Source organism: Enterococcus sp. DIV1083b (genome assembly GCF_051713705.1).
Classification (GTDB): domain Bacteria; phylum Bacillota; class Bacilli; order Lactobacillales; family Enterococcaceae; genus Enterococcus_D; species Enterococcus_D casseliflavus.
In genome coordinates, this window is sequence record NZ_JBIOQJ010000001.1 from 811504 (window position 1) to 831343 (window position 19840).

Here is a 19840-nt window from a genome sequence, read left to right on the forward strand (position 1 = left end):
CTTTTTTGAGGGAATGATTATTTTTTATTTACACGTTTCGCAATGATCGGCAAGATCAAGCCAATCAAAAGAAAGGCGATTGGCGTAATGATATTTAAGGCCAATTGGAAGAACCAAGCTTGCGGATCTGCCGCATAATCAAGCTTAGGAACCATCCCTAAAATGCAGGCAAAGGCCGTGAACAAGAAGCACCATAAGCCGATCCCAAAGCCAACCTTGGTGTTTTTCACGAATTTATAATCGGAAGTAAAGCGATTGGCGTGTTTGTTGACTAGCATAAAAGCTAAGAAGACCCATAAGTAACGCAATGGCATGACAACTGAATTCAAGTTCAACAACCAACGATACAGTTCGGTCATATTGCCGATTCCTAGTGCTGGAATAATGATCAAAATGCTGACTAGGATACCAGTCATAATATACCCATTCACTGGTGTTCCTTTTTTGTTTAGTTTTGCTAAACCATTTGGAACAAATTCTGAATCAGCATCAGACAATAATATTTTCAATGGGGCATCAATTGAAAAAGCCAAAGCAGAGATTTGCGCTAACGCATTGGCGATGGAATAAAGAATGACAAAGAAATTGCCGATTCCGTAGAAGTTTCCTAGTCGTTGAAAGGCTTCATAAGCGCCGTTGACCATCAAATCTTCTGGAATATGGTTGGCATCAAAAAGCATCCCCATAGCAATCGAGCCGAGCAAGGCACATAACGCCACCATACCGGCTAAAAAGATCATGCCTTTTGGAAATTCTTTGGCAGGATTTTTTGTGTTATTTACGTAAGGCGAGATTTTTTCACAGCCACCTACCGCAAATACCAGCATCGAGATCGTGGTTAAATAGGTAAAGTCAAATTTAGGGATATAGGTTGAAACAGATGACATATTTGGTGTAGCAATCTCAGCACCAGTCATTGCTGGAGCAGTCACTGCTAAAAGAATAAAAAGAATCGACATCACGAACATGGCTGTTCCGGCGATGTTCCCAATCATTTTTAAGGTCGTCAATCCTTTAGAGGCAATCCATAAAAAGAATAGAAAAATAGCTAAACAAATCAATGAGACTTCCATGGAGCCCATCGTTGATACAAATGTACCGTTTCCTTTAAATAACCAACTCAATGATACTAAGATTCCTTGGGGTTTTTGTGCCAAATAAGGCACGTGAACGACCCAATAAGTCCAAGCAGCAAAAAAAGCCAACCGCTTTGTTGAGGTTTCTTTGATCCATGAGGAAACCCCACCACTTGACTCTTTGAAGGTCGATCCTAACTGACCAACACTTAATGCATAGGGTACAAAATAAAGAGCCATAATTAATAGCCACGAAACAACAACAGTCAACCCTTGTTGAGCGTAGTTGTTTACAACATTTCCCAGTCCCCAAACAGAGACGAACGCCATCAGCGCAATATTATACCAGCGTAATTGTTTCTCATTCATCGCTTTCTCCTTCTTAAAATGATTTTTCTGACTGGTTAAAATAGAGCGTTTTTTGAAATTTAGTGAGAAAAAAATTTCTTTCCATAAGCGCTTGATCACGATCAAGTTTCTTATGCATTTTTTCACAAATGTCAAAGGTCAAATTGAATAAAAAAATTTCATTTGCTTCTTTTTATCCAGTCGTTGATTTTCCATAGTTAGGATAAACCTCTGAATTCTTTTGGTCAAGAAAAATTAAATTGTTATTTAAAAAAAATAATAAATTTCTGATGATAGCAAAAGCAAACATCATCATTCATTAATAATCTGAAAGAAATCCAACTACATTCGGTCAAGGGCATGGATGAAATAGGGAGTGCTTCATTCAAATGAATGGACGTATAAAGATGGAAGAAACCCTTTCGAAAGGCTTTTCACTGGTGCTTTTAGGATAGATTTTTAAGCAAAGGAAACAGGAGAGTAGACGTAATTTTTTTGTTTTTTTAAGAAAAATTTTACGCGAACATTCTTTCAAAGAAACACGTAAACAAAGTTAGCCAAATGCTTCGTTCCATTGAAATCACTCGTTTTTTTTCGCCAATTTATAGGAAGTGGGTGTTATTCGCTCAAATACTGGCCATAAAAGCAGATAAAAGACGAAGTTTCCACTGGCATGGAAGAAATCGAACAGTAGTCCTTGAAGGTAATAGGCAAGAAACGAAGGAAACTGATAAAGCCAAACTTCCATCAACGAAATGATCAAGCCATAAAGAAGTCCGCAAAGAAAGGCAAAGAAAGCTTGCAAGAAGCGGTTTTTCTTGATGATCGGTATTTTTCCAAACTGATGAAAAAGAATGATGGTGATAGTAAGTGCAGCCAATTGACTGATCGTCCAGGGACCCATGCCTAGATAGATATTTGTTCCGAGCAAACTTAATAAGGCAATCATCAACGCATCGGATAAACGGTAAGAAAAAGCCACTAAAAATAAAAGGGCACTCATAGGCTGAACGTTAGGGATAAAGACAAAAACTAACCGTCCAACGATACAAGCCGCAGTAATCAGTGCTAAATGAGAAATTCTTTGGATGGAAAATATCTTGGTTTGGGGAGGAAGCATGAAAATCGCCGTCTTTCTAATTGATAATCATTCTCATTATACATGGAAAATAATAAAATTCAAGATTGAAATACACATTATATAGTACGATAATAAAAAACGAGCACAATATGTTGTGTTTTAGAAGGTGAGGGAAAGAAATGGAATACAAAAAACAAACGATTGAGAAATTGAACGAGGATATCAAGTTTTTCCAAGAAGTTTCGGCGATCACACCAGAAATGACCCAAACATTTGAGGGAATCGCTCGTTTGATTATGCTGGATCGTTATTCATACAAGGATCAAACCCATCAAACATTGCGTAAGGATGATTTGGTGATTTTGACAACGAAAGCTGATCCTAAATATCCTGCGCGAGGAATCGGTGTTGTGAAAGCAATCGATGGGGAACTAGTCTCTATCGAAGTGGAAGAGGCCTATCGCTCAGCGTTAGAAGATATTGATGAACAAGCCAATGGACTTGTTAAAAGAAGAAAAAGTGGCATTGAAAAACCGTTAGAACTCTTTTTTGAACAAGTGGCGCATCGTGTAGCCAAAGGGATTTCTGCCAACGAGTCCCATGACCAGGAGCGCTTCTTCGAGGTGTTTTACCAACACATCGTGGCGCAAAACCTAATTCCTGCAGGCAGAGTACTTTATGGAGCAGGAACAAATTCTCAAGTTACCTACTTCAATTGCTTTGTGATGCCTTTCATCCATGATTCCCGAAAAGGGATTGCTGTTCATCGACAAGAAGTTATGGAAATCATGAGTCGAGGTGGCGGGGTCGGAACCAATGGGTCGACCTTGCGACCAAAATCAAGTGTGGTCCACGGTGTCAGTGGTCGGTCTTCTGGGGCAGTTTCTTGGTTGAATGATTTGGCAAACTTGACGAACCTTGTCGAACAAGGAGGTAGCCGCCGTGGAGCGCAGATGATTATGATGGCAGATTGGCATCCAGATATTTTTGCGTTTATTCTTTCTAAAATTCAAAATCCTGCTGTATTGCTTCACCTAAAAAAAACAATCACAAATGCGACGATCAAACAACTGATCAATGAAAAACTGCAATTTGACCCTCTGACAAAAATGGAAGAAAGAATGTTCACTTATCTAGCACAACTGCCTGAATCGTCAGATAAGGAACATAATGACATGATCCAAAAGGCAAAAGAAAAATTGCGCATAGGTGGCAGCTATACGGTGAAAGAAAGTGATTTCTTAACTGGCGCGAATATCTCAGTCTGCTTGACAGAAGAATTCATGGAAGCAGTGAAGACAGATGGGTGGTATGAGCTACGCTTTCCAGATATCGACAATTATTCAGAAGCAGAGATGGCGCAATATGATGCAAAGTGGGCTGAAGTCGGGGATGTGCGAGAATGGGCAGCTGCTGGCCATAAAGTCAAAACCTATCAAAGGATCAAAGCTCGTGAGTTATGGGAGTTGATTACTTTTTGTGCAACGTATTCTGCTGAGCCTGGTATTTTCTTTATCGATAATGCCAACAAGATGACGAATGCTACAGCATATGGACAAAAAGTCGTAGCAACTAATCCGTGCGGTGAACAGCCCCTAACCCCTTATGCGGTCTGTAACTTGGCAGCCATCAATCTCGCAAACATGGCGGATCGCCAAAAGGGCACCGTTGATTTTGCCAAACTAAAAGAAACCGTGAAAACAGCGGTTCGTTTCCAAGACAATGTTATTGACGTAACGCCTTACTTTTTTGACAAAAATGAGCAGCAGGCGAAAGGGGAAAGACGTGTTGGATTAGGGATCATGGGCTTGGCAGATTTATTGATCTACTGCGGGAAAAAATACGGATCGGCAGAAGGAAATCAATTCGTTGATCAAATTTTCGAGGCAATGGCAGTCACTGCCTATGAGGCATCCATTGAATTGGCGAAAGAAAAAGGCAGCTTTCCCTTCCTGATTGGAAAAAATGACCAAGAGACGCAAGCGTTGCGAAAGAAATTTATCGATACAGGATACATGAAAAAAATGCCAGCGCACATCCGCGAAGGCGTGCTGCGATTCGGTATTCGCAACTCTCATCTTTTGACTGTTGCGCCAACAGGATCGACAGGCACGATGACGGGAGTTTCAACTGGTTTAGAACCTTATTACTCCTTTTCTTATTTTAGAAGCGGTCGACTAGGTAAGTTTATTGAAATCAATGCGGAAATCGTTGACGAATACCTGATGGATCATCCTGAACGAACCAAAGCGGAGTTGCCGGCATGGTTCATTTCCGCTATGGAGTTGACGCCCGAAGAGCATGTCGGTGTGCAATGCACCATACAACGCTGGGTGGATAGCTCCATTTCAAAAACGGTCAATGCACCAAAAGGATATACAGTAAGCCAAGTAGCCAAAGTTTATCGAGATCTTTATGAAGGAGGAGCCAAAGGAGGGACTGTCTATGTAGACGGCAGCCGAGATTCACAAGTACTTACCTTAGAAGCGGTTGAAAATGAGCTGACCGCACAAGTTGAACCGCTGCCTGTCGTTCAAGTAAATGAACCCGTCGCCTCTGGTGAAATCTGTCCCATCTGCCATGAAGGAACCATTGAGGAAATCGGTGGCTGTAGTACCTGCACAAACTGTAAAATCCAATTAAAATGCGGGCTCTAAGAAAAAACGAGAGTGATAAAATAATTCTTATCCGTATACTGGATAGAAAAACGATTAGTATTTTGACTATTGGAGAGGAAGAAATAGATGAAAAAAGTATTTGTCGTATTCCTGCTAGTGAGCACACTACTCGTCGCTACAGGATGCCAACAGGCAAGTGTAACGCCAGAAAGCACGCAGCAAAGTTCCTTGAAGCAAGAACAAGGAACAGCTACGATCGTCATCCAAAATCAAGAAGCTGTGACCTCAAAAGAAGTAACGTTCCGAGAAAATGAGTCGCTGCTGGAAGTAATGAAAGAAAACTTTGCGATCAAAGAAAAAGATGGCTTTATCACCTCGATCGACGGCATCAGTCAAGATCAAAAAGCCAATCTATTTTGGGTCTATACCGTCAATGACGAAATGACCGATAAAGGGGCACAAGCGTTGATTTTAAAGAACAATGACACTATCACATTTGATTTGAAAGCATTCTGATTTGCTTGATTCTAAGGATCTTTATTGGTGCAAAAGAACTTGCATATAAAGATCTTTATCTATACAGATAGACTCTTGCGTTGATTTTGGAGGCAGTTTTGCATTCAAGTTCTATTCAAGAGTCTATTCTTGTTTTTCTATCAGGGGTTGGGTGGTGGCTTAGTTTATTTTAAAATTGGAATAATAGAAGTAAAGATACCATTACATACATAAGTTTTAGCCATGATGTTTCTTTCGTATTTTGGCTTTCGTTCCTATTTTTTGTAGAAAATAATTTTTTTATAGTAGAGTGGAAATGGACAAAAATTTGATTTATCCGTTAGCTTAAGTGGCTAACGCTTCTATTCTCTAATATATGGTTTTACTTACTATTTTTCTTGCGATTGTTTCCCAATCTGCTTGTTGTTCATAAAAACAATGTTATCATTGTACCATCAGATGTGGTGGCGAACAGTGGTCTAAAACACGAGCGGTGATTACAAATAAGGTTTTTTCGTTCTCTTTGTTTATTGATCAGAAAAGGTAGGAGGAGAATAATGGTTGAGGTACTTTTGATGTGTGGCGTTAGTGGTGCAGGCAAAACCACTTACTCAAAACAAAAAGAGCAAGAAGGCTATGTAAGACTAGCAATAGATGAATTGATTTGGGAAGATTATGGCGTTTATGGTGTTGATTACCCTTCGGAGAAATATGCAAAAGTTTCTTCATTATCTTCAGTTAAATTGAAAGAGCTTACAGTAAAGGCTGTTCAAGAAGGAAAAAACGTAGTTGTCGATTCTAGTTTTTGGGCTAAAAGTCACCGAGACGCTTATAGAGAACTACTGGCAGCATATGATGTGACGATTAAAGTAATCTATCTAAAAGCTGATTATGATACTTTACGAAAACGATTAGCGATCAGAAATAAAGTCCAGACTGCAAATTCCGCTTTTCCTATTACAGAAGAAATCCTTCAACGGTTTTTTTCAGGATTCGAAGAACCGGTAAATGAAGATGAGGTAGTGATCGAGCAAAAGAATATATGAAGTAGCCTCAAAACTTTTTTTACTCTTTTTCAATACAGTTAGTCTTATTCCTGTGCAGGACACGAAGGACAGTCATGCTAGAAGCAAAATAGTGATTGGCAATTTCTTTTCTTGTTGCATTCTTCGATAGAAGAAATAATTTAGCGGTGACCACCCCAAATGAAGAATAAGAGCAGCTAGTACGAAATTTGTATCCAATTGCTGATGAGAGGAATTAGATCAGCCAAAATTGTAAAAGAGGGTAAGAAATAGGAGAACTATTTTAAAATGACGATCGTCCCCTCAGAACCTTCAGAATACAAATAGAATAAAATCAATTGATTGTATAGGTGAGTTATGAAAGTTCAGTATAAACTAATTTTTCTTATTATATTATTTATTTTTATAGGGTTAGTTTTAATTGGAGATCCTACAGATATTTTTTATATAGTGTTAAATTTTTCTCTTCCTGTGTTATTTATAATTTTTAAATTGTTTTTTTCTGATGTGAAAAACAGGAAATTGTTTTGGCAAAAAAGGTCGCCATACTTTGGAGAGCAAAGAAGAAAAATAAATAAAAACATTTTAAATCTATTTTTTATAATAGGATTAGTATGGTTTATGTATTTAGTTTATCAATACCTGAATTAAAAAAACAAGGGACATGACATAGGTTAACAAGTTATGCTCCTTGTTTTATGGTGTTACGATAATTAGTGTTAGTGTAATATCCATGGATTTTTTGAAGAATATATGGAGATAATATAAATAGGGGTTCGCGCCACGATTTACCTGTTCATTGGGTGTTAAACCCACTTACTAAAAGTTAGGTAATTTGAAGAAGTTAGATTTCTTATGCGAAAAATAAATTTATTTATGAGTATAGTAAGTGAAAATAGCGCTCAAATAGAGTAAAATATAAGTATAAAAAACTCTTTTTGGGGGTGCGTTATGAAGAAGGAAAAAGAAAGAATTCAGATTGCGGTTGAAAAAGATCTAAAAATGGAAGCAGAAGATATTTTACATGATTTAGGAATGAATCCCACTACGGCAATTACTATTTTTTATAAACAAGTCATAGAAAAAGGGGGATTACCCTTTGAGGTAAAACTTTCTGAACAAACAAAGCAAGCTAGGCGAATTGCTAAGTTAGCGAAAAAATCTATTAATGTGACGAGGATAGATGATAATAAGGCTTTCGAGGCTTGGTTGGATGAAGATGAATAAAATAGTTTCAATGTATGTGGCTTATGTGGGTAAACCAGAAGGAAAAAGACGACCAGTTTTGATTATTGAGAATAGTGAAAATGAAGTTCTTTTTTATGCGATTACAAGCAAGTTTGAACACAAATCAGAGCGCATAAAAAAGCTTTATTTCCATATCAATGATTGGCAAGATTCAAATTTAAAAAAAGAGTCTTGGATTGACACAGGAACGTTATTCGTTCTTTCCAAAGAAAAAATAGATTTTAAATATAAAGATATAGGGTAACTATCTCAGAAAGATTTGAATCGTTTAGAAGAGTTTCTTAAGGAGCGCTCTTAGAAGAATGAACAGCATTAAAAATACACTACCTTTTCATTAGGACTAGGTAGTGATTTTTTTGATTTCATATCTAATTTGTAGTGGTAATAGTGAGAAAAAAATTACTGTAAAGGTTTTTGAACTAGCGAAGCACTCACTGAATTTATACAGAAGCTATTACTTCCACAAATTATCTGACTCAGTTAATTTATGGAGAAACGAAGCATTTCACGTGCAAAGAGTTCAGTCATCTCGTAGAAAAAAACTTTTCGAAAAGCATAGCTCTTACATACATCATTTAATAAGAAACTTTTTGACAGCAAGGCATTTCTTCTTATTCAATTGGCAATAAATTAATTATAAACAAAAAAATGGAACAGCATAAATGTTTTCGAAATGCTTTCGCACCAACATTTACCTGTTCCGTGGGTTTGGCACCCAATGGGCCGTGAGGGGCTCGAACCCGCGACCCGCTGATTAAGAGTCAGCTGCTCTACCAACTGAGCTAACGGCCCGTACCAAAAGTACTTCATTATCTTAGCACTCCATTGTTGAAAAATCAATCATTCTTTTGAAAAAAATATGCGCTTTTTTCAGTTGAGAAACTGGCGTTATCTTAATAAAACACCATTTGTTTCCCAAATTCAAATGATAGGAAATTCTTAAAAGATTGATCAGATTGCTTTAAAAACTCAGAAAACCGTGATAAAATGTATCTAGTTATCAAAACTAGATGATTAGTTTGTGATAATCTAACCTTCTGTTCGTCAAAATGGAGGATGACATGGAAAAATTACAAGCAGACATGAAAAATTGGGGCAATTCATTGCTGAATTTCCACCTGCCGAGATGGGAAGAATTGCCAACGCTGGAACTGTATATGGATCAGGTGATCACATTGATCGATCAATATTTATCGCCGGTGATCCAAACGGAAAAGCATCCGCTATTGACCTCTTCCATGGTCAATAATTATGTCAAAAAAGGGATGATTCCAGCACCAGAGAAGAAACGTTACAATCAAAAGCATCTCGCATTTTTGATTGCGATCACGATGCTCAAGCAAGTGCTGACGATTCCTGAAATAAAGACGGGGATCCTTTTTCAAGGGAAAGTCGTCGGCATCAGAAATGCCTACAATGTATTTTGTGAAGAACAAGAAAAAGCGATCCACCTTGTCGGCAAAGAAGCAATGGGAGAACCCGAACAAATGACGTCGGAACCGATCCCAATTGAATTAGTAGCCATGAAAGGTGCGACGCGTTCCTTTGCCAACAAACTATTGGCAGAAAAAACGATTGAATTAGAAGTCATTTATTTAGAAACACATAAAGGAGAAGCCCATGAATAAAGAGAAAATTGCCCTATTAGTTGATTCAGGTACCGATGTTCCCGCACAGATCATGGAGCAATACGGCATGTATATGCTGCCATTGCAAATTATCTACAAGGATCGGACCTATACCGATAAAGTTGATATTACTGCGGAAGAAATCTACGAGCGCTTGCCGCAAGAGATCCCTAGTACCTCGTTACCTGACGGTGCTGCGATCGGGGAAATCTTTGATCGGATCAAAGCCGATGGGTATGAGAAAGTCTTTGCCGTAACCATCTCCAGCGGTTTGAGCGGAACGTTTAACGTCGTTCGCCTGTTAGGTGAACAACGGACGGATCTTGAGGTTTTCGTACTTGATACGAAAAATATCGGAATCGGTGCAGGGCTGCAAGCGATTCGTGCAGCAGAACTGTTAGAAAAAGGCGTGACTTGGGAAGAACTGCGGGCACAATTAACGAATGAAGTGCCGAAAAACAAAGTCTTTTTCAACGTAGCTACCTTAGAGTATTTACAAAAAGGCGGCCGGATCGGTCTGGTCGCATCCATCTTAGGCAATGCCTTGAAATTGAATCCAATTATCTCTTGTAATGAAGAAGGGATCTACTATACGGTCGCAAAATCTCGTGGACGGAAGAAAAGCTTGGACAAAACCGTTGACTTGATCAAGCAATTCATCGGTGATCATCGCCATGTGCGTTTAGCTGTGGCGCAAGGTGATGCACTGCAAGAAGCCAAAGAAATGAAAGCACGATTAGAAGCCGAATTTCCTAAGGTCAAAGAAATCTTATTTGGACAAATTTCTCCCGCATTAGTCGTCCACACGGGTCCTGGGTTGTTAGGGATCGGTATCCAGCTTTTAGAAGAGTAAAAAAGAAAGGCCCCGTGCCTTTCTTTTTTTGTGCTTTCCTTAAGAATAAGGCCGCGGTTTTTGGGAAAGATGAAAAGCCCGTTTAAATAATGTATAATAAGTAAGAAACCAAAAAAAATTGAGGTGACATTTTTGAAAAAGATCCTAGTCGTGGACGATGAGAAACCAATTTCTGATATCGTCAAATTTAATTTAACCAAAGAAGGATATGAAGTATATACCGCCTATGATGGAGAAGAGGCATTAGAAAAAGTAGCCGAGGTCGATCCTGATCTGATTTTGCTTGATTTGATGCTGCCAAAAATGGATGGGTTGGAAGTTGCACGGGAAGTGCGCAAAACCCATGACATGCCGATCATCATGGTCACAGCCAAAGATTCTGAAATCGATAAAGTACTAGGCCTCGAGCTTGGTGCGGACGATTATGTAACCAAACCATTTTCAAACCGGGAATTGGTGGCCCGCGTCAAAGCCAATCTGCGTCGCGGCTCGGCAGCTGCGAAGGAAGCAGACGATAACGCCAACAGCGAATTAACGATTGGTGATTTAACCATTCATCCTGATGCGTACATGGTCACTAAAAATGGTGCAGCCATCGAATTGACGCACCGAGAGTTTGAATTGATGCACTACTTGGCAAAACATCTTGGTCAAGTGATGACCCGGGAGCATTTATTGCAAACGGTTTGGGGCTATGACTACTTTGGTGATGTTCGGACCGTTGACGTGACGGTGCGTCGTTTACGTGAAAAAATCGAAGACAGCCCGAGCCATCCAAATTATTTGGTTACTCGTCGCGGAGTGGGCTATTACTTGCGGAACCCAGAACAGGAATAAGCTATGAAAAATAAAGTTCGCTTTTTTCAATCGGTGAACTTCAAAATCGCCCTGACTTTTATCTTGATCTTATTGATTGCGATCCAGATTATCGGGGCGTATTTTATTCGCGAATTGGAAAGAACAACGGTCGATGCCTTCAAACGCGACATGGAGGCACGTGCCAGCACGTTAGTGGTAACATTAGGCTCTGAATTGAGTCGAATGGATAATGATGACGGTTTAGATTGGGATTCCATGAATGCTTCCTTGAATCGAATCTTAACGAGTACCAACTCATCGGAAATTTTGGAGATGCGGGTGGTGGATGAGCAAGGGATCATTCGTGCAACCACCAATATCAATGATCGTGGCTCGGTGGGAGAAAAAAATGATTACCGTGATTACGATACGAACCGCAGTGAAGTCCTCTATGATGAATCCAGCGGCCAGCGGGTGTTCAATATCGTGCAGTCGATCCAATCACCGACAGGGGATACCGTTTTAGGAACCCTTTATTTACGGAGCAATCTTGAGTCAAAATACAATGAAGTCAGTACGACTGCGGTCATTTTTGTGACAGCCTCGCTGATTGCGGCAGTGATTTCGATCATTGTGGCACTATTGGTCTCTCGTTCCATCACCCAACCGATCGGAGAGATGCGCGAACAAGCGATTCGCATCGCCAAAGGAGATTATAGCCGCAAGGTCGCGATTCATGGAAAAGATGAATTGGGGCAACTGGCGGAGACCTTTAATCAACTAGGAGAACGAATCGAAGAGACTCAAGAGGCGATGGAATCTGAGCGAAACCGCTTGGACAGCGTCTTGACTCACATGACAGACGGCGTTGTTGCCACCGACCGACGAGGCAAAGTCATTACCATCAATGAGATGGCGATGTCCTTGTTAAATGTCAGCAACGAAGAAGCGATCGGGCAGTCGATTTTGACGTTATTGGAAATCGATGAAGAATACACGTTACGAAAGCTTTTGGAAAATCCTGAAGACATGCTGTTGGAGCGTCCTAGCAATGATTTGACGGGAACAAATATGATTTTGCGCATCGATTTCTCCATGATTCGTCGGGAGTCTGGCTTTATTTCTGGGTTAGTTGCGGTGATGCACGATGTTACAGAGCAAGAAAAAAATGAACAGGAACGGCGAGAGTTCGTTTCCAACGTTTCTCATGAGTTACGGACACCATTAACGAGTATGCGCAGCTACATCGAAGCGTTGAGTGAGGGTGCTTGGAAAGACCCAGAAATTGCGCCGAACTTTTTGAAAGTGACGTTGGATGAAACGGATCGAATGATTCGGATGATCAATGACTTGTTGAGTCTGTCGCGGATGGATAGCGGCAATTCGCAACTGCAGTTGGAATACATCAATTTCAATGAAATGGTCAATTTCGTGTTGGATCGTTTTGACATGATGGTGACGAATGAAAGCAAAAAATACTTGATTCGTCGGGAGTTCACTAAACGAGAATTATGGTTGGAAGTCGATACCGATAAAATGATCCAAGTGATCGATAACATCATGAATAATGCCATCAAATATTCGCCAGATGGCGGGATCATTACGGTGAAATTGATGGAGACTCATAACAACATCGTACTTAGCATCAATGACCAAGGACTAGGGATTCCGAAAAAAGATCTCGCAAAGATCTTTGATCGTTTTTACCGTGTCGACAAAGCTCGTGCCCGTCAGCAAGGAGGTACTGGCTTAGGATTGGCGATCTCACGAGAAGTCATCAAAGCTCATGGCGGTGCGATTTGGGCGGAAAGTCGAGAAAATCGCGGGTCAACATTTTACATCATGTTGCCGTATGAACCGTATGAGGAGGATTGGTGGGTATGAGAATCTCAGAAAAAATCATTCGTGTAGGCTTGATCGTAATGATCGCCTTGAGTTTTTATTTCTCCTATATGATTTGGCTGAATCCGACTGGGTTCAACAATGCCAGCACGGAAACAGATACCGGCGTCAATCCTTCGGTTCAAACCTACAAACAAAAAAGCGATTTGTTTTTGCCCCTGTATTTGACTTGGAATGACGAGGACGCGATCAAAGAAACCAACTCTGAAGCGGTGATTCGTGAGATCCAAGAGGCGATCAATGAGGCAACGATCAGTGATTTGACGCTGCGAACCTATGGCGAGGAACAAGCTTTTTCAAAAGCCCAAGAAGTCAATCAAGGGGTGTCCTTAAACTACTATACAACGTTTTACTTGAAAGATTATGAGAAAACCTTTGAAAAAGAGCTGTCCTTAGAGGACGAAAGTGAAACAGAGGATTTTCCGTTTTCCCGCATCCAGTTTGACCTTGAAGAAAACACGATCCAATTTGTTGATTTTACCCATCAACGAGTGGTGCGAGGAAAAATCGACTGGGACAAAAGCCAAGTAAAACACTTACTAGCAGACAACCCTCGAGAATGGACGACAATGGTGGCAGATGAAGAACGATCCAGCAAGCAATATTATACGCAGGATTCGATCAAGCTGAAAAAATACAGCTACTATTCTTCGACTCAATCTCAGAGCTTGTTTCGAGAAGCCTTTTTCAGCAATCCTAAAAACGTCAAGATCAATGATGAAAGTGTCGATACCTACTATTATGAAGGTGGGCAAAACATGACGGTCTTGCAAGATCAGCAGCAAGTCAAGTTTGAAACTACCACAGATGATTCCGATGAAACGGATCTGGCGATGTTGAGTGCGGATTATATTATTCGTTTAGGCAACAATTTTGGGACGATCCGCTATTTTGATCAACAAGACAAGCACTTGGATTATCGGGTTTTCGTTGAAGGCTATCCAGTCTTTAGTACTGGTGGTCAAGGGGTGATCAGTGTGGCTTTTTCAGAAAGTGGTCAGACCGGCAGTCGGGAAATGACGATTTCTGCCAGTTTGAACGCGATTCAAGTGCCGATTCCTTCTGAAACCGAGATTGAATTACCCTCTAGTTTGTCGGTCAAAAATGATCTGATTGCGGCAGGGGCTGATCCTGAATTATTGCAACAGATCATCGTTGGCTATCAATGGGGGGAGATCAAAGATGCACCACTCGTTGATTTGACGCCTGCTTGGTATGTCAATTATGACTCGTCTTGGATCAGTTATGATGCATTAATGACAAAATTAGCAGAAACGGAGGAGAATTAATTGGATTTTAAACGAATCGAATGGATTTTTTTCCTCGCTTTTCTTGGTCTGAACGTCTTTTTATTCAATGTTTACAGTGAGGCTCGCAGCGAGCATCAGATGGTTTCACAATCAAACCAAACGATTCCTATCGAACAACGTCTCGAGTCTGAGGACATTCGGTATTCTGGCGAATTATCAGATGAGGTCTTGAGTGGCTATTATTTGAGCGGTGAACAGACGGATTTTGATGTGGAGCTACGAAATCCGCAACTCAATACGCAGTTCAAAAGAGGGTCGACGGTCAAAGGTCAGCAGTTGATCCATGTCTCAACCAATGGCTTTTACATCAGTGATGATTCCCAAACGGAAGAAACCGTCAATGGTTTTTTGCAACGAAAAGATCAAGTCCTGTTTGGGGATGAATATGACTATTTGGAAAACCTCTCTGTCTTGAACGCCAATCATCCGACCGTGGTGGCGGTTCAATCCTATGAAGGCATTCCTTTCAATGACAGCTCAAGTCGAATCGATATCACCTTAGAACAAACGGATGATCTATTGCAGATTGCTCGTTACACGCAAACACATATCTCCAATATTACGCCTCTAAGGGAAAAGATGACGGTCTATTCAGAAAAAGAAGCAGTAAATACGCTTTATCTAAACAACAAGCTGCCGAGTCACTCGAAAATTCTCTGGACGGAATTAGCCTATACGATGATTTTGAAGGTTAGGGAAAAAAATGTGTATATTCCTGCATGGTTTATTGCGTTCCAATTAGATGGCGATGACACCATCCAAATCGAAACGGTCAATGCCTTTAGCAATCGGATCATCACGAATAATGCCGTTCAAAAGGTAGAAAATCCATAAAAAAGCGGGTATAATGGAACTCGTTGAAACAACCAGAGAGGAAGTCACGTAAACCATGATGAAGGAAAATGCCTTTCAAGTAAGTATCCTAGCCAGCGGAAGTTCAGGAAATTCGCTCTATATCGAAAGCAATAAAAAGCGGATCTTAGTGGATGCCGGTTTGAGCGGCAAGAAGATCACTTCATTATTGGATGAAGTAGGGCGGAAACCAGAAGACTTGGACGCCATTCTTGTGACCCACGAACACCGGGATCATATCCACGGTGTCGGAGTACTGGCGCGAAAATACAAACTTGATGTCTATGCGAATACAAAAACATGGCAAGCGATGGATCCAATGATCGGTAACGTCGCTGTCGAACAAAAACATATCTTTGAAATGGGAAAAGTGCTGACCTTGGGTGACTTGGACATTGAAAGCTTTGGCGTCTCTCACGATGCTGCAGCGCCGCAATTTTATCGTTTCCATAAAGACGGCAAATCATTCGTGATGTTGACGGACACCGGTTATTGCAGCGATCATGTGCGAGGCATTATCAAAGGCGCCGATGCGTACCTTGTGGAAAGCAACCATGACCTAGAAATGCTGCGAATGGGCCCTTACCCATGGAGCCTCAAACAGCGAATTCTTGGAGATCGTGGTCACTTATCGAATGAAGATGGCGCTCTGGTCATGACGGATATCTTGACCGACAATACCAAACGGGTCTATCTTGGTCATTTAAGTAAAGAAAACAACTTGAAAGAGTTGGCGCACTTAACGATGGTCAACACCATGAAAGAACATGATCTAGGTGTTGGAGAAACATTTGAAGTCTATGATACCGATCCTGACAAAGCGACGGAGTTATTTGCAATCTAATCGATCAACAAAGGATAAAATTGTCGGGTGGAGGCAGCAGGTATGTTTGATGAAGAAAAAATCAAGCGTCTGAACGAGCTTGAAATGGCTGTTTATAAGTACATTGTCCAGCATTTTGAAGAGATCGATCAACTGACGATCCGCGAATTGTCAGCTGCATGCCATGTCTCGACCTCGACGATTTTACGATGTATCACGAAATTAGGCTATCGCGGGTATTCAGAGTTAAAGTATGCGATCTGTCAAAAAAAGGAACAAGATGCACGAGCGTTTGATCTTTTCTATGATGCAACGATCCAAGTCAATACATTCTTAAAAAAAGTCAATAATGAAGATTACCGTAAGTTTATCCAGCCAGCGGTAGAACTAATTCTTTCCGCACGCCATGTGGCGTTTTCAGGTATCGGCACAAGTGGCATTCTTGGCACCTATGGCAGCCGCTATTTTGCTAATTTAGGCATCAATGCCTATAGCATCGTCGATCCCTTTTTGCCAGTACCGCCTCGTGGGATGGAAAATACGTTAGCGATCATTTTATCAGTTTCGGGGGAAACCATTCAAATGATCAAGCAAACGGAGGACTTCAAACGGTATGGGGCAAAAGTACTCAGTATCACCAATGATGAAAAATCGACGATCGCCCAAATGGCAGATTACAATATTTCCTACTATATGCCCGTCGTCAGTGGGGGAAAAGAAGTCGATTTGAACCTGACGACGCAAGTCCCAGTGATTACACTGATCGAACTTTTAGCCCATCAAGTCTACAAGCAAATCTAAGTGATCGTAAAAAAACAGCTTCGGCTGTTTTTTTTGTTGGAACATGTTTCATAACTTAGAAAAGCTATAGGCAAGGGGAATATTATCTATTAAGATTTATTTGTAAGCGAATTCACTGGCCGGTGGATGGAATTTTATTTTAGGAGTGATGTGAGATGAACGAATGGATCAATGAGAAATTATTACCCCCAATATTAAAATTTGTCAATACGAAAGCAATCACTGCATTAAGAAACGGTATGCTCTATACGATGCCCTTTTCAATCGTAGGATCGATTTTCCTACTATTAGCAAACTTTCCCGTCCAGTCGATTGCGGATTGGGTAACGAATAGCGGCTTAGGTGAATACTTCAACCAAGCCTATGGCGCCTCTTTTGCAATTATGGCCTTTTTCGCCGTAATGGGCATCGCCTATTCATATGTAAAAGCAGAAGGTTACGAAGGACTCCCTGCAGGAATGATTGGTTTAGTTATTTTCTTATTAACTATGGAGTCAAGTGTGACGGATGCTGAAGCAAATGTGACCATCGCAAATGTCATTGATAAGACGTGGACCGGTGGACAAGGAATGATCAGTGCCATCTTAGTGGGACTTTTTGTGGGTTGGGGTTATACGTGGTTCTTGAAACGCGACATCCGAATCAAACTGCCAGAGCAAGTACCCACCAATGTCGCAAACTCATTTACAGCATTGATTCCAGCCGCTGTTTTGACGACCATCGCATTAGGCATTTATATTTTCTTTGATAAAGTTTTTCAAACAACCGTGGTCGAATGGATCTACACCGTGATTCAAAGTCCAATGCAAGGGGTGACGGATTCCCTTGGTGGTGCAATGATGCTAGGCTTCTTAGTGCCATTCTTGTGGTTCTTTGGGGTTCATGGTTCGACGATCGTGGGCGGGATCATGGGACCAATTTTACAAGCCAATTCATTAGCCAATACGGCTATTCTTGAATCTGGTAAAGCATTGACATTAGAAAATGGCGGACACATCGTGACCCAGCAGTTTTTGGATCAATTTATGACGGTAACTGGCGCAGGAATGACGATTGGGATCGTGCTATACATGGTGGCTTTTGCCCGTTCGGCGCAGTTCAAACAATTAGGACGTCTTTCCTTGATACCGGCATTCTTTAATATCAATGAACCAATTATTTTTGCGACACCGATCGTCATGAACCCAATCATGGTATTACCATTTATTTTGACACCGATGGTTTCAGGCGTGATCACGTATTTTGCACTTTATACCGGTATCGTACCGCTATTTACTGCTGTGCAAGTTCCATGGACGACCCCGCCGATCATTTCAGGTTTTCTAGTAGGTGGCATTCGGACCGCTATTTTACAATTTGTTGTTTTAGCAATCGGCTTCTTTATTTACTATCCTTTCATTCGTAAAGTCGATAGTTTGAACTATAAACAAGAAACAGAGATCGTTTAATACCAAGGAAGCAGGTTGAATAGAAATGAATAAACTAAGAAGCGATTTTTTATGGGGTGGCGCAGTCGCTGCTCACCAATTGGAAGGCGGCTATCGTGCGGGTGGAAAAGGCGTGAGTGTCGCTGATGTCATGACTGTCGGAGGCAACGGAATTCCTCGCCGAATCACGGAAGGTATCCAACCGGGCGAAAGCTATCCCAATCATGAAGCGATCGATTTTTATCATCGGTATCCTGAAGACATCAAGCTTTTTGCCGAATTAGGGTTGAAGTGCTTCCGAACATCGATTGCCTGGACCCGTATTTTTCCAAAGGGGGATGAGCGCGAGCCGAATGAGGAAGGCCTGGCCTTTTATGATCAATTATTCGATGAGTGTTTACGCTATGGCATTGAGCCAGTCATTACCCTGTCTCACTTTGAAATGCCTTATCATTTAGTGACCGAATACGGAGGTTGGCGTAACCGTAAATTGATCGATTTGTTTGTCCGCTTTGCAGAAGTTTGTTTTACGCGCTATCAAAAGAAAGTGAAGTATTGGATGACCTTCAATGAAATAAATAATCAAGCAAACTATAAAGAAGATTTTGCGCCATTTACCAATTCTGGTCTGTTCTTTACGGAAGGAGAAGACCGAGAAAAAGTCATGTACCAAGCAGCTCATTACGAGCTCGTTGCCAGTGCAAAAGCGGTGGCGCTAGGACATGCGATCAATCCTGCGTTTCAAATCGGATCGATGATTGCGATGTGCCCAATCTATCCGTATTCTTGCGATCCCAAAGACATGATGGCAGCCACGGTGGCCATGCAACGGCGCTATTGGTTTTCAGATGTTCATGCCCGTGGGCACTATCCGAGTTATATGCGCAGCTATTTTGAAAGAAAACAATTTGATTTAGATATCACCCCTGAAGATGAAGCAGCTTTGGCGAAAGGTTGTGTTGACTACATTGGTTTTAGTTACTATATGTCATTTGCGATCAAAGGCAAGGAGAATGATCCAACCTATGACTATGATGAGAGCCAAGATCTGGTGGGCAATCCTTATGTCGATGCTTCTGAATGGGGCTGGCAGATTGATCCCGTAGGCTTGCGCTATGCCATGAACTGGTTTAACGAACGCTACGAATTGCCGCTTTTCATTGTAGAAAATGGCTTTGGTGCGGTGGATACGGTGGAAGAGGATGGACAGATCCACGATGACTACCGTATTGACTACCTAAAAGCCCATATCGAAATGATGAAAGAAGCAGTAGCTTATGATGGCGTCGACTTATTAGGTTATACACCGTGGGGCATCATTGACTTGATTTCTGCGGGGACAGGGGAAATGAAGAAACGCTATGGTGTGATCTATGTGGACAAAGACAATGAAGGAAATGGAACCCTTGCTCGTCAGAAGAAAGATTCATTTGCATGGTATCAGCAAGTGATTGCGTCCAATGGCACGAAAGTCTAAAGAAAAAAACGTTACGCAAAATTTCGGCTCTTTGTCAATAAGGACTGATGAGTTGTGTAAAATCAAATCTGGATCAGA

At 41.0% G+C, this 19840-nt stretch carries 17 protein-coding genes and 1 tRNA gene; 15 read left to right on the plus strand and 3 right to left on the minus strand.

Annotation, left to right across the window (positions count from 1 at the left end; translation table 11 throughout):
- Positions 1–17: 17 nt before the first annotated feature.
- Positions 18–1445 carry an APC family permease gene (locus IGI69_RS03815; RefSeq protein ID WP_005225272.1) on the minus strand — a complete coding sequence of 476 codons (1428 nt, stop codon included), beginning with the start codon at positions 1443–1445 and terminating at the stop codon, positions 18–20.
- Between the two features lie 559 nt (positions 1446–2004).
- The gene (locus IGI69_RS03820) at positions 2005–2544 is read right to left on the minus strand and encodes a hypothetical protein (protein ID WP_096742302.1); all 540 of its coding nucleotides are present in this window, start codon (positions 2542–2544) and stop codon (positions 2005–2007) included.
- Positions 2545–2684: 140 nt separating this feature from the next.
- On the opposite strand from IGI69_RS03820, the gene IGI69_RS03825 reads away from it, so the two are divergent.
- From IGI69_RS03825 to IGI69_RS03845, 5 genes are all read left to right on the plus strand, one after another.
- A complete protein-coding gene (locus tag IGI69_RS03825) occupies positions 2685–5162 on the plus strand; it encodes a vitamin B12-dependent ribonucleotide reductase (protein ID WP_428216629.1) in 2478 nt (825 codons plus the stop codon).
- An 87-nt stretch (positions 5163–5249) separates the two neighbouring features.
- On the plus strand, positions 5250–5639 hold the full coding sequence (locus IGI69_RS03830) for a DUF4430 domain-containing protein (RefSeq protein WP_060792688.1): 390 nt from the start codon (positions 5250–5252) through the stop codon (positions 5637–5639).
- 536 nt (positions 5640–6175) lie between these two features.
- A complete protein-coding gene (locus IGI69_RS03835) occupies positions 6176–6664 on the plus strand; it encodes an AAA family ATPase (RefSeq protein ID WP_034868317.1) in 489 nt (162 codons plus the stop codon).
- 930 nt (positions 6665–7594) lie between these two features.
- On the plus strand, positions 7595–7870 hold the full coding sequence (locus IGI69_RS03840; protein WP_333718992.1) for a type II toxin-antitoxin system RelB/DinJ family antitoxin: 276 nt from the start codon (positions 7595–7597) through the stop codon (positions 7868–7870).
- Positions 7857–8135, plus strand: a complete 279-nt coding sequence (locus IGI69_RS03845; RefSeq protein ID WP_060792690.1) for a type II toxin-antitoxin system PemK/MazF family toxin — start codon at positions 7857–7859, stop codon at positions 8133–8135. The genes IGI69_RS03840 and IGI69_RS03845 overlap by 14 nt, the downstream gene beginning before the upstream one ends.
- 475 nt (positions 8136–8610) lie before the next feature.
- Here the strand turns inward: IGI69_RS03845 and IGI69_RS03850 are convergent.
- A tRNA-Lys gene (locus IGI69_RS03850) sits at positions 8611–8683 on the minus strand.
- A 269-nt stretch (positions 8684–8952) separates the two neighbouring features.
- On the opposite strand from IGI69_RS03850, the gene IGI69_RS03855 reads away from it, so the two are divergent.
- From IGI69_RS03855 to IGI69_RS03900, 10 genes are all read left to right on the plus strand, one after another.
- Positions 8953–9519, plus strand: a complete 567-nt coding sequence (locus tag IGI69_RS03855; RefSeq protein ID WP_208773572.1) for a DUF1836 domain-containing protein — start codon at positions 8953–8955, stop codon at positions 9517–9519.
- On the plus strand, positions 9512–10372 hold the full coding sequence (locus IGI69_RS03860; RefSeq protein ID WP_005225280.1) for a DegV family protein: 861 nt from the start codon (positions 9512–9514) through the stop codon (positions 10370–10372). Before IGI69_RS03855 ends, IGI69_RS03860 begins: the two co-directional genes overlap by 8 nt.
- 132 nt (positions 10373–10504) lie before the next feature.
- On the plus strand, positions 10505–11209 hold the full coding sequence (gene yycF / locus IGI69_RS03865) for a response regulator YycF (RefSeq protein WP_010747607.1): 705 nt from the start codon (positions 10505–10507) through the stop codon (positions 11207–11209).
- A gap of 3 nt (positions 11210–11212) precedes the next feature.
- A complete protein-coding gene (gene walK / locus IGI69_RS03870; protein WP_213335829.1) occupies positions 11213–13054 on the plus strand; it encodes a cell wall metabolism sensor histidine kinase WalK in 1842 nt (613 codons plus the stop codon).
- The gene (locus IGI69_RS03875) at positions 13051–14361 is read left to right on the plus strand and encodes a YycH family regulatory protein (RefSeq protein WP_060792693.1); all 1311 of its coding nucleotides are present in this window, start codon (positions 13051–13053) and stop codon (positions 14359–14361) included. Before walK ends, IGI69_RS03875 begins: the two co-directional genes overlap by 4 nt.
- On the plus strand, positions 14362–15216 hold the full coding sequence (locus IGI69_RS03880; protein ID WP_005225285.1) for a two-component system regulatory protein YycI: 855 nt from the start codon (positions 14362–14364) through the stop codon (positions 15214–15216).
- A gap of 55 nt (positions 15217–15271) precedes the next feature.
- On the plus strand, positions 15272–16078 hold the full coding sequence (locus tag IGI69_RS03885) for an MBL fold metallo-hydrolase (RefSeq protein WP_005231151.1): 807 nt from the start codon (positions 15272–15274) through the stop codon (positions 16076–16078).
- Positions 16079–16120: 42 nt separating this feature from the next.
- The gene (locus tag IGI69_RS03890; protein ID WP_010747610.1) at positions 16121–16858 is read left to right on the plus strand and encodes a MurR/RpiR family transcriptional regulator; all 738 of its coding nucleotides are present in this window, start codon (positions 16121–16123) and stop codon (positions 16856–16858) included.
- A 155-nt stretch (positions 16859–17013) separates the two neighbouring features.
- Positions 17014–18306, plus strand: a complete 1293-nt coding sequence (locus IGI69_RS03895) for a PTS sugar transporter subunit IIC (protein WP_005225288.1) — start codon at positions 17014–17016, stop codon at positions 18304–18306.
- A 25-nt stretch (positions 18307–18331) separates the two neighbouring features.
- Entirely contained in the window at positions 18332–19762 is a 1431-nt protein-coding gene (locus tag IGI69_RS03900) for a 6-phospho-beta-glucosidase (RefSeq protein WP_121262178.1), read from the plus strand.
- Positions 19763–19840 lie beyond the last annotated feature (78 nt).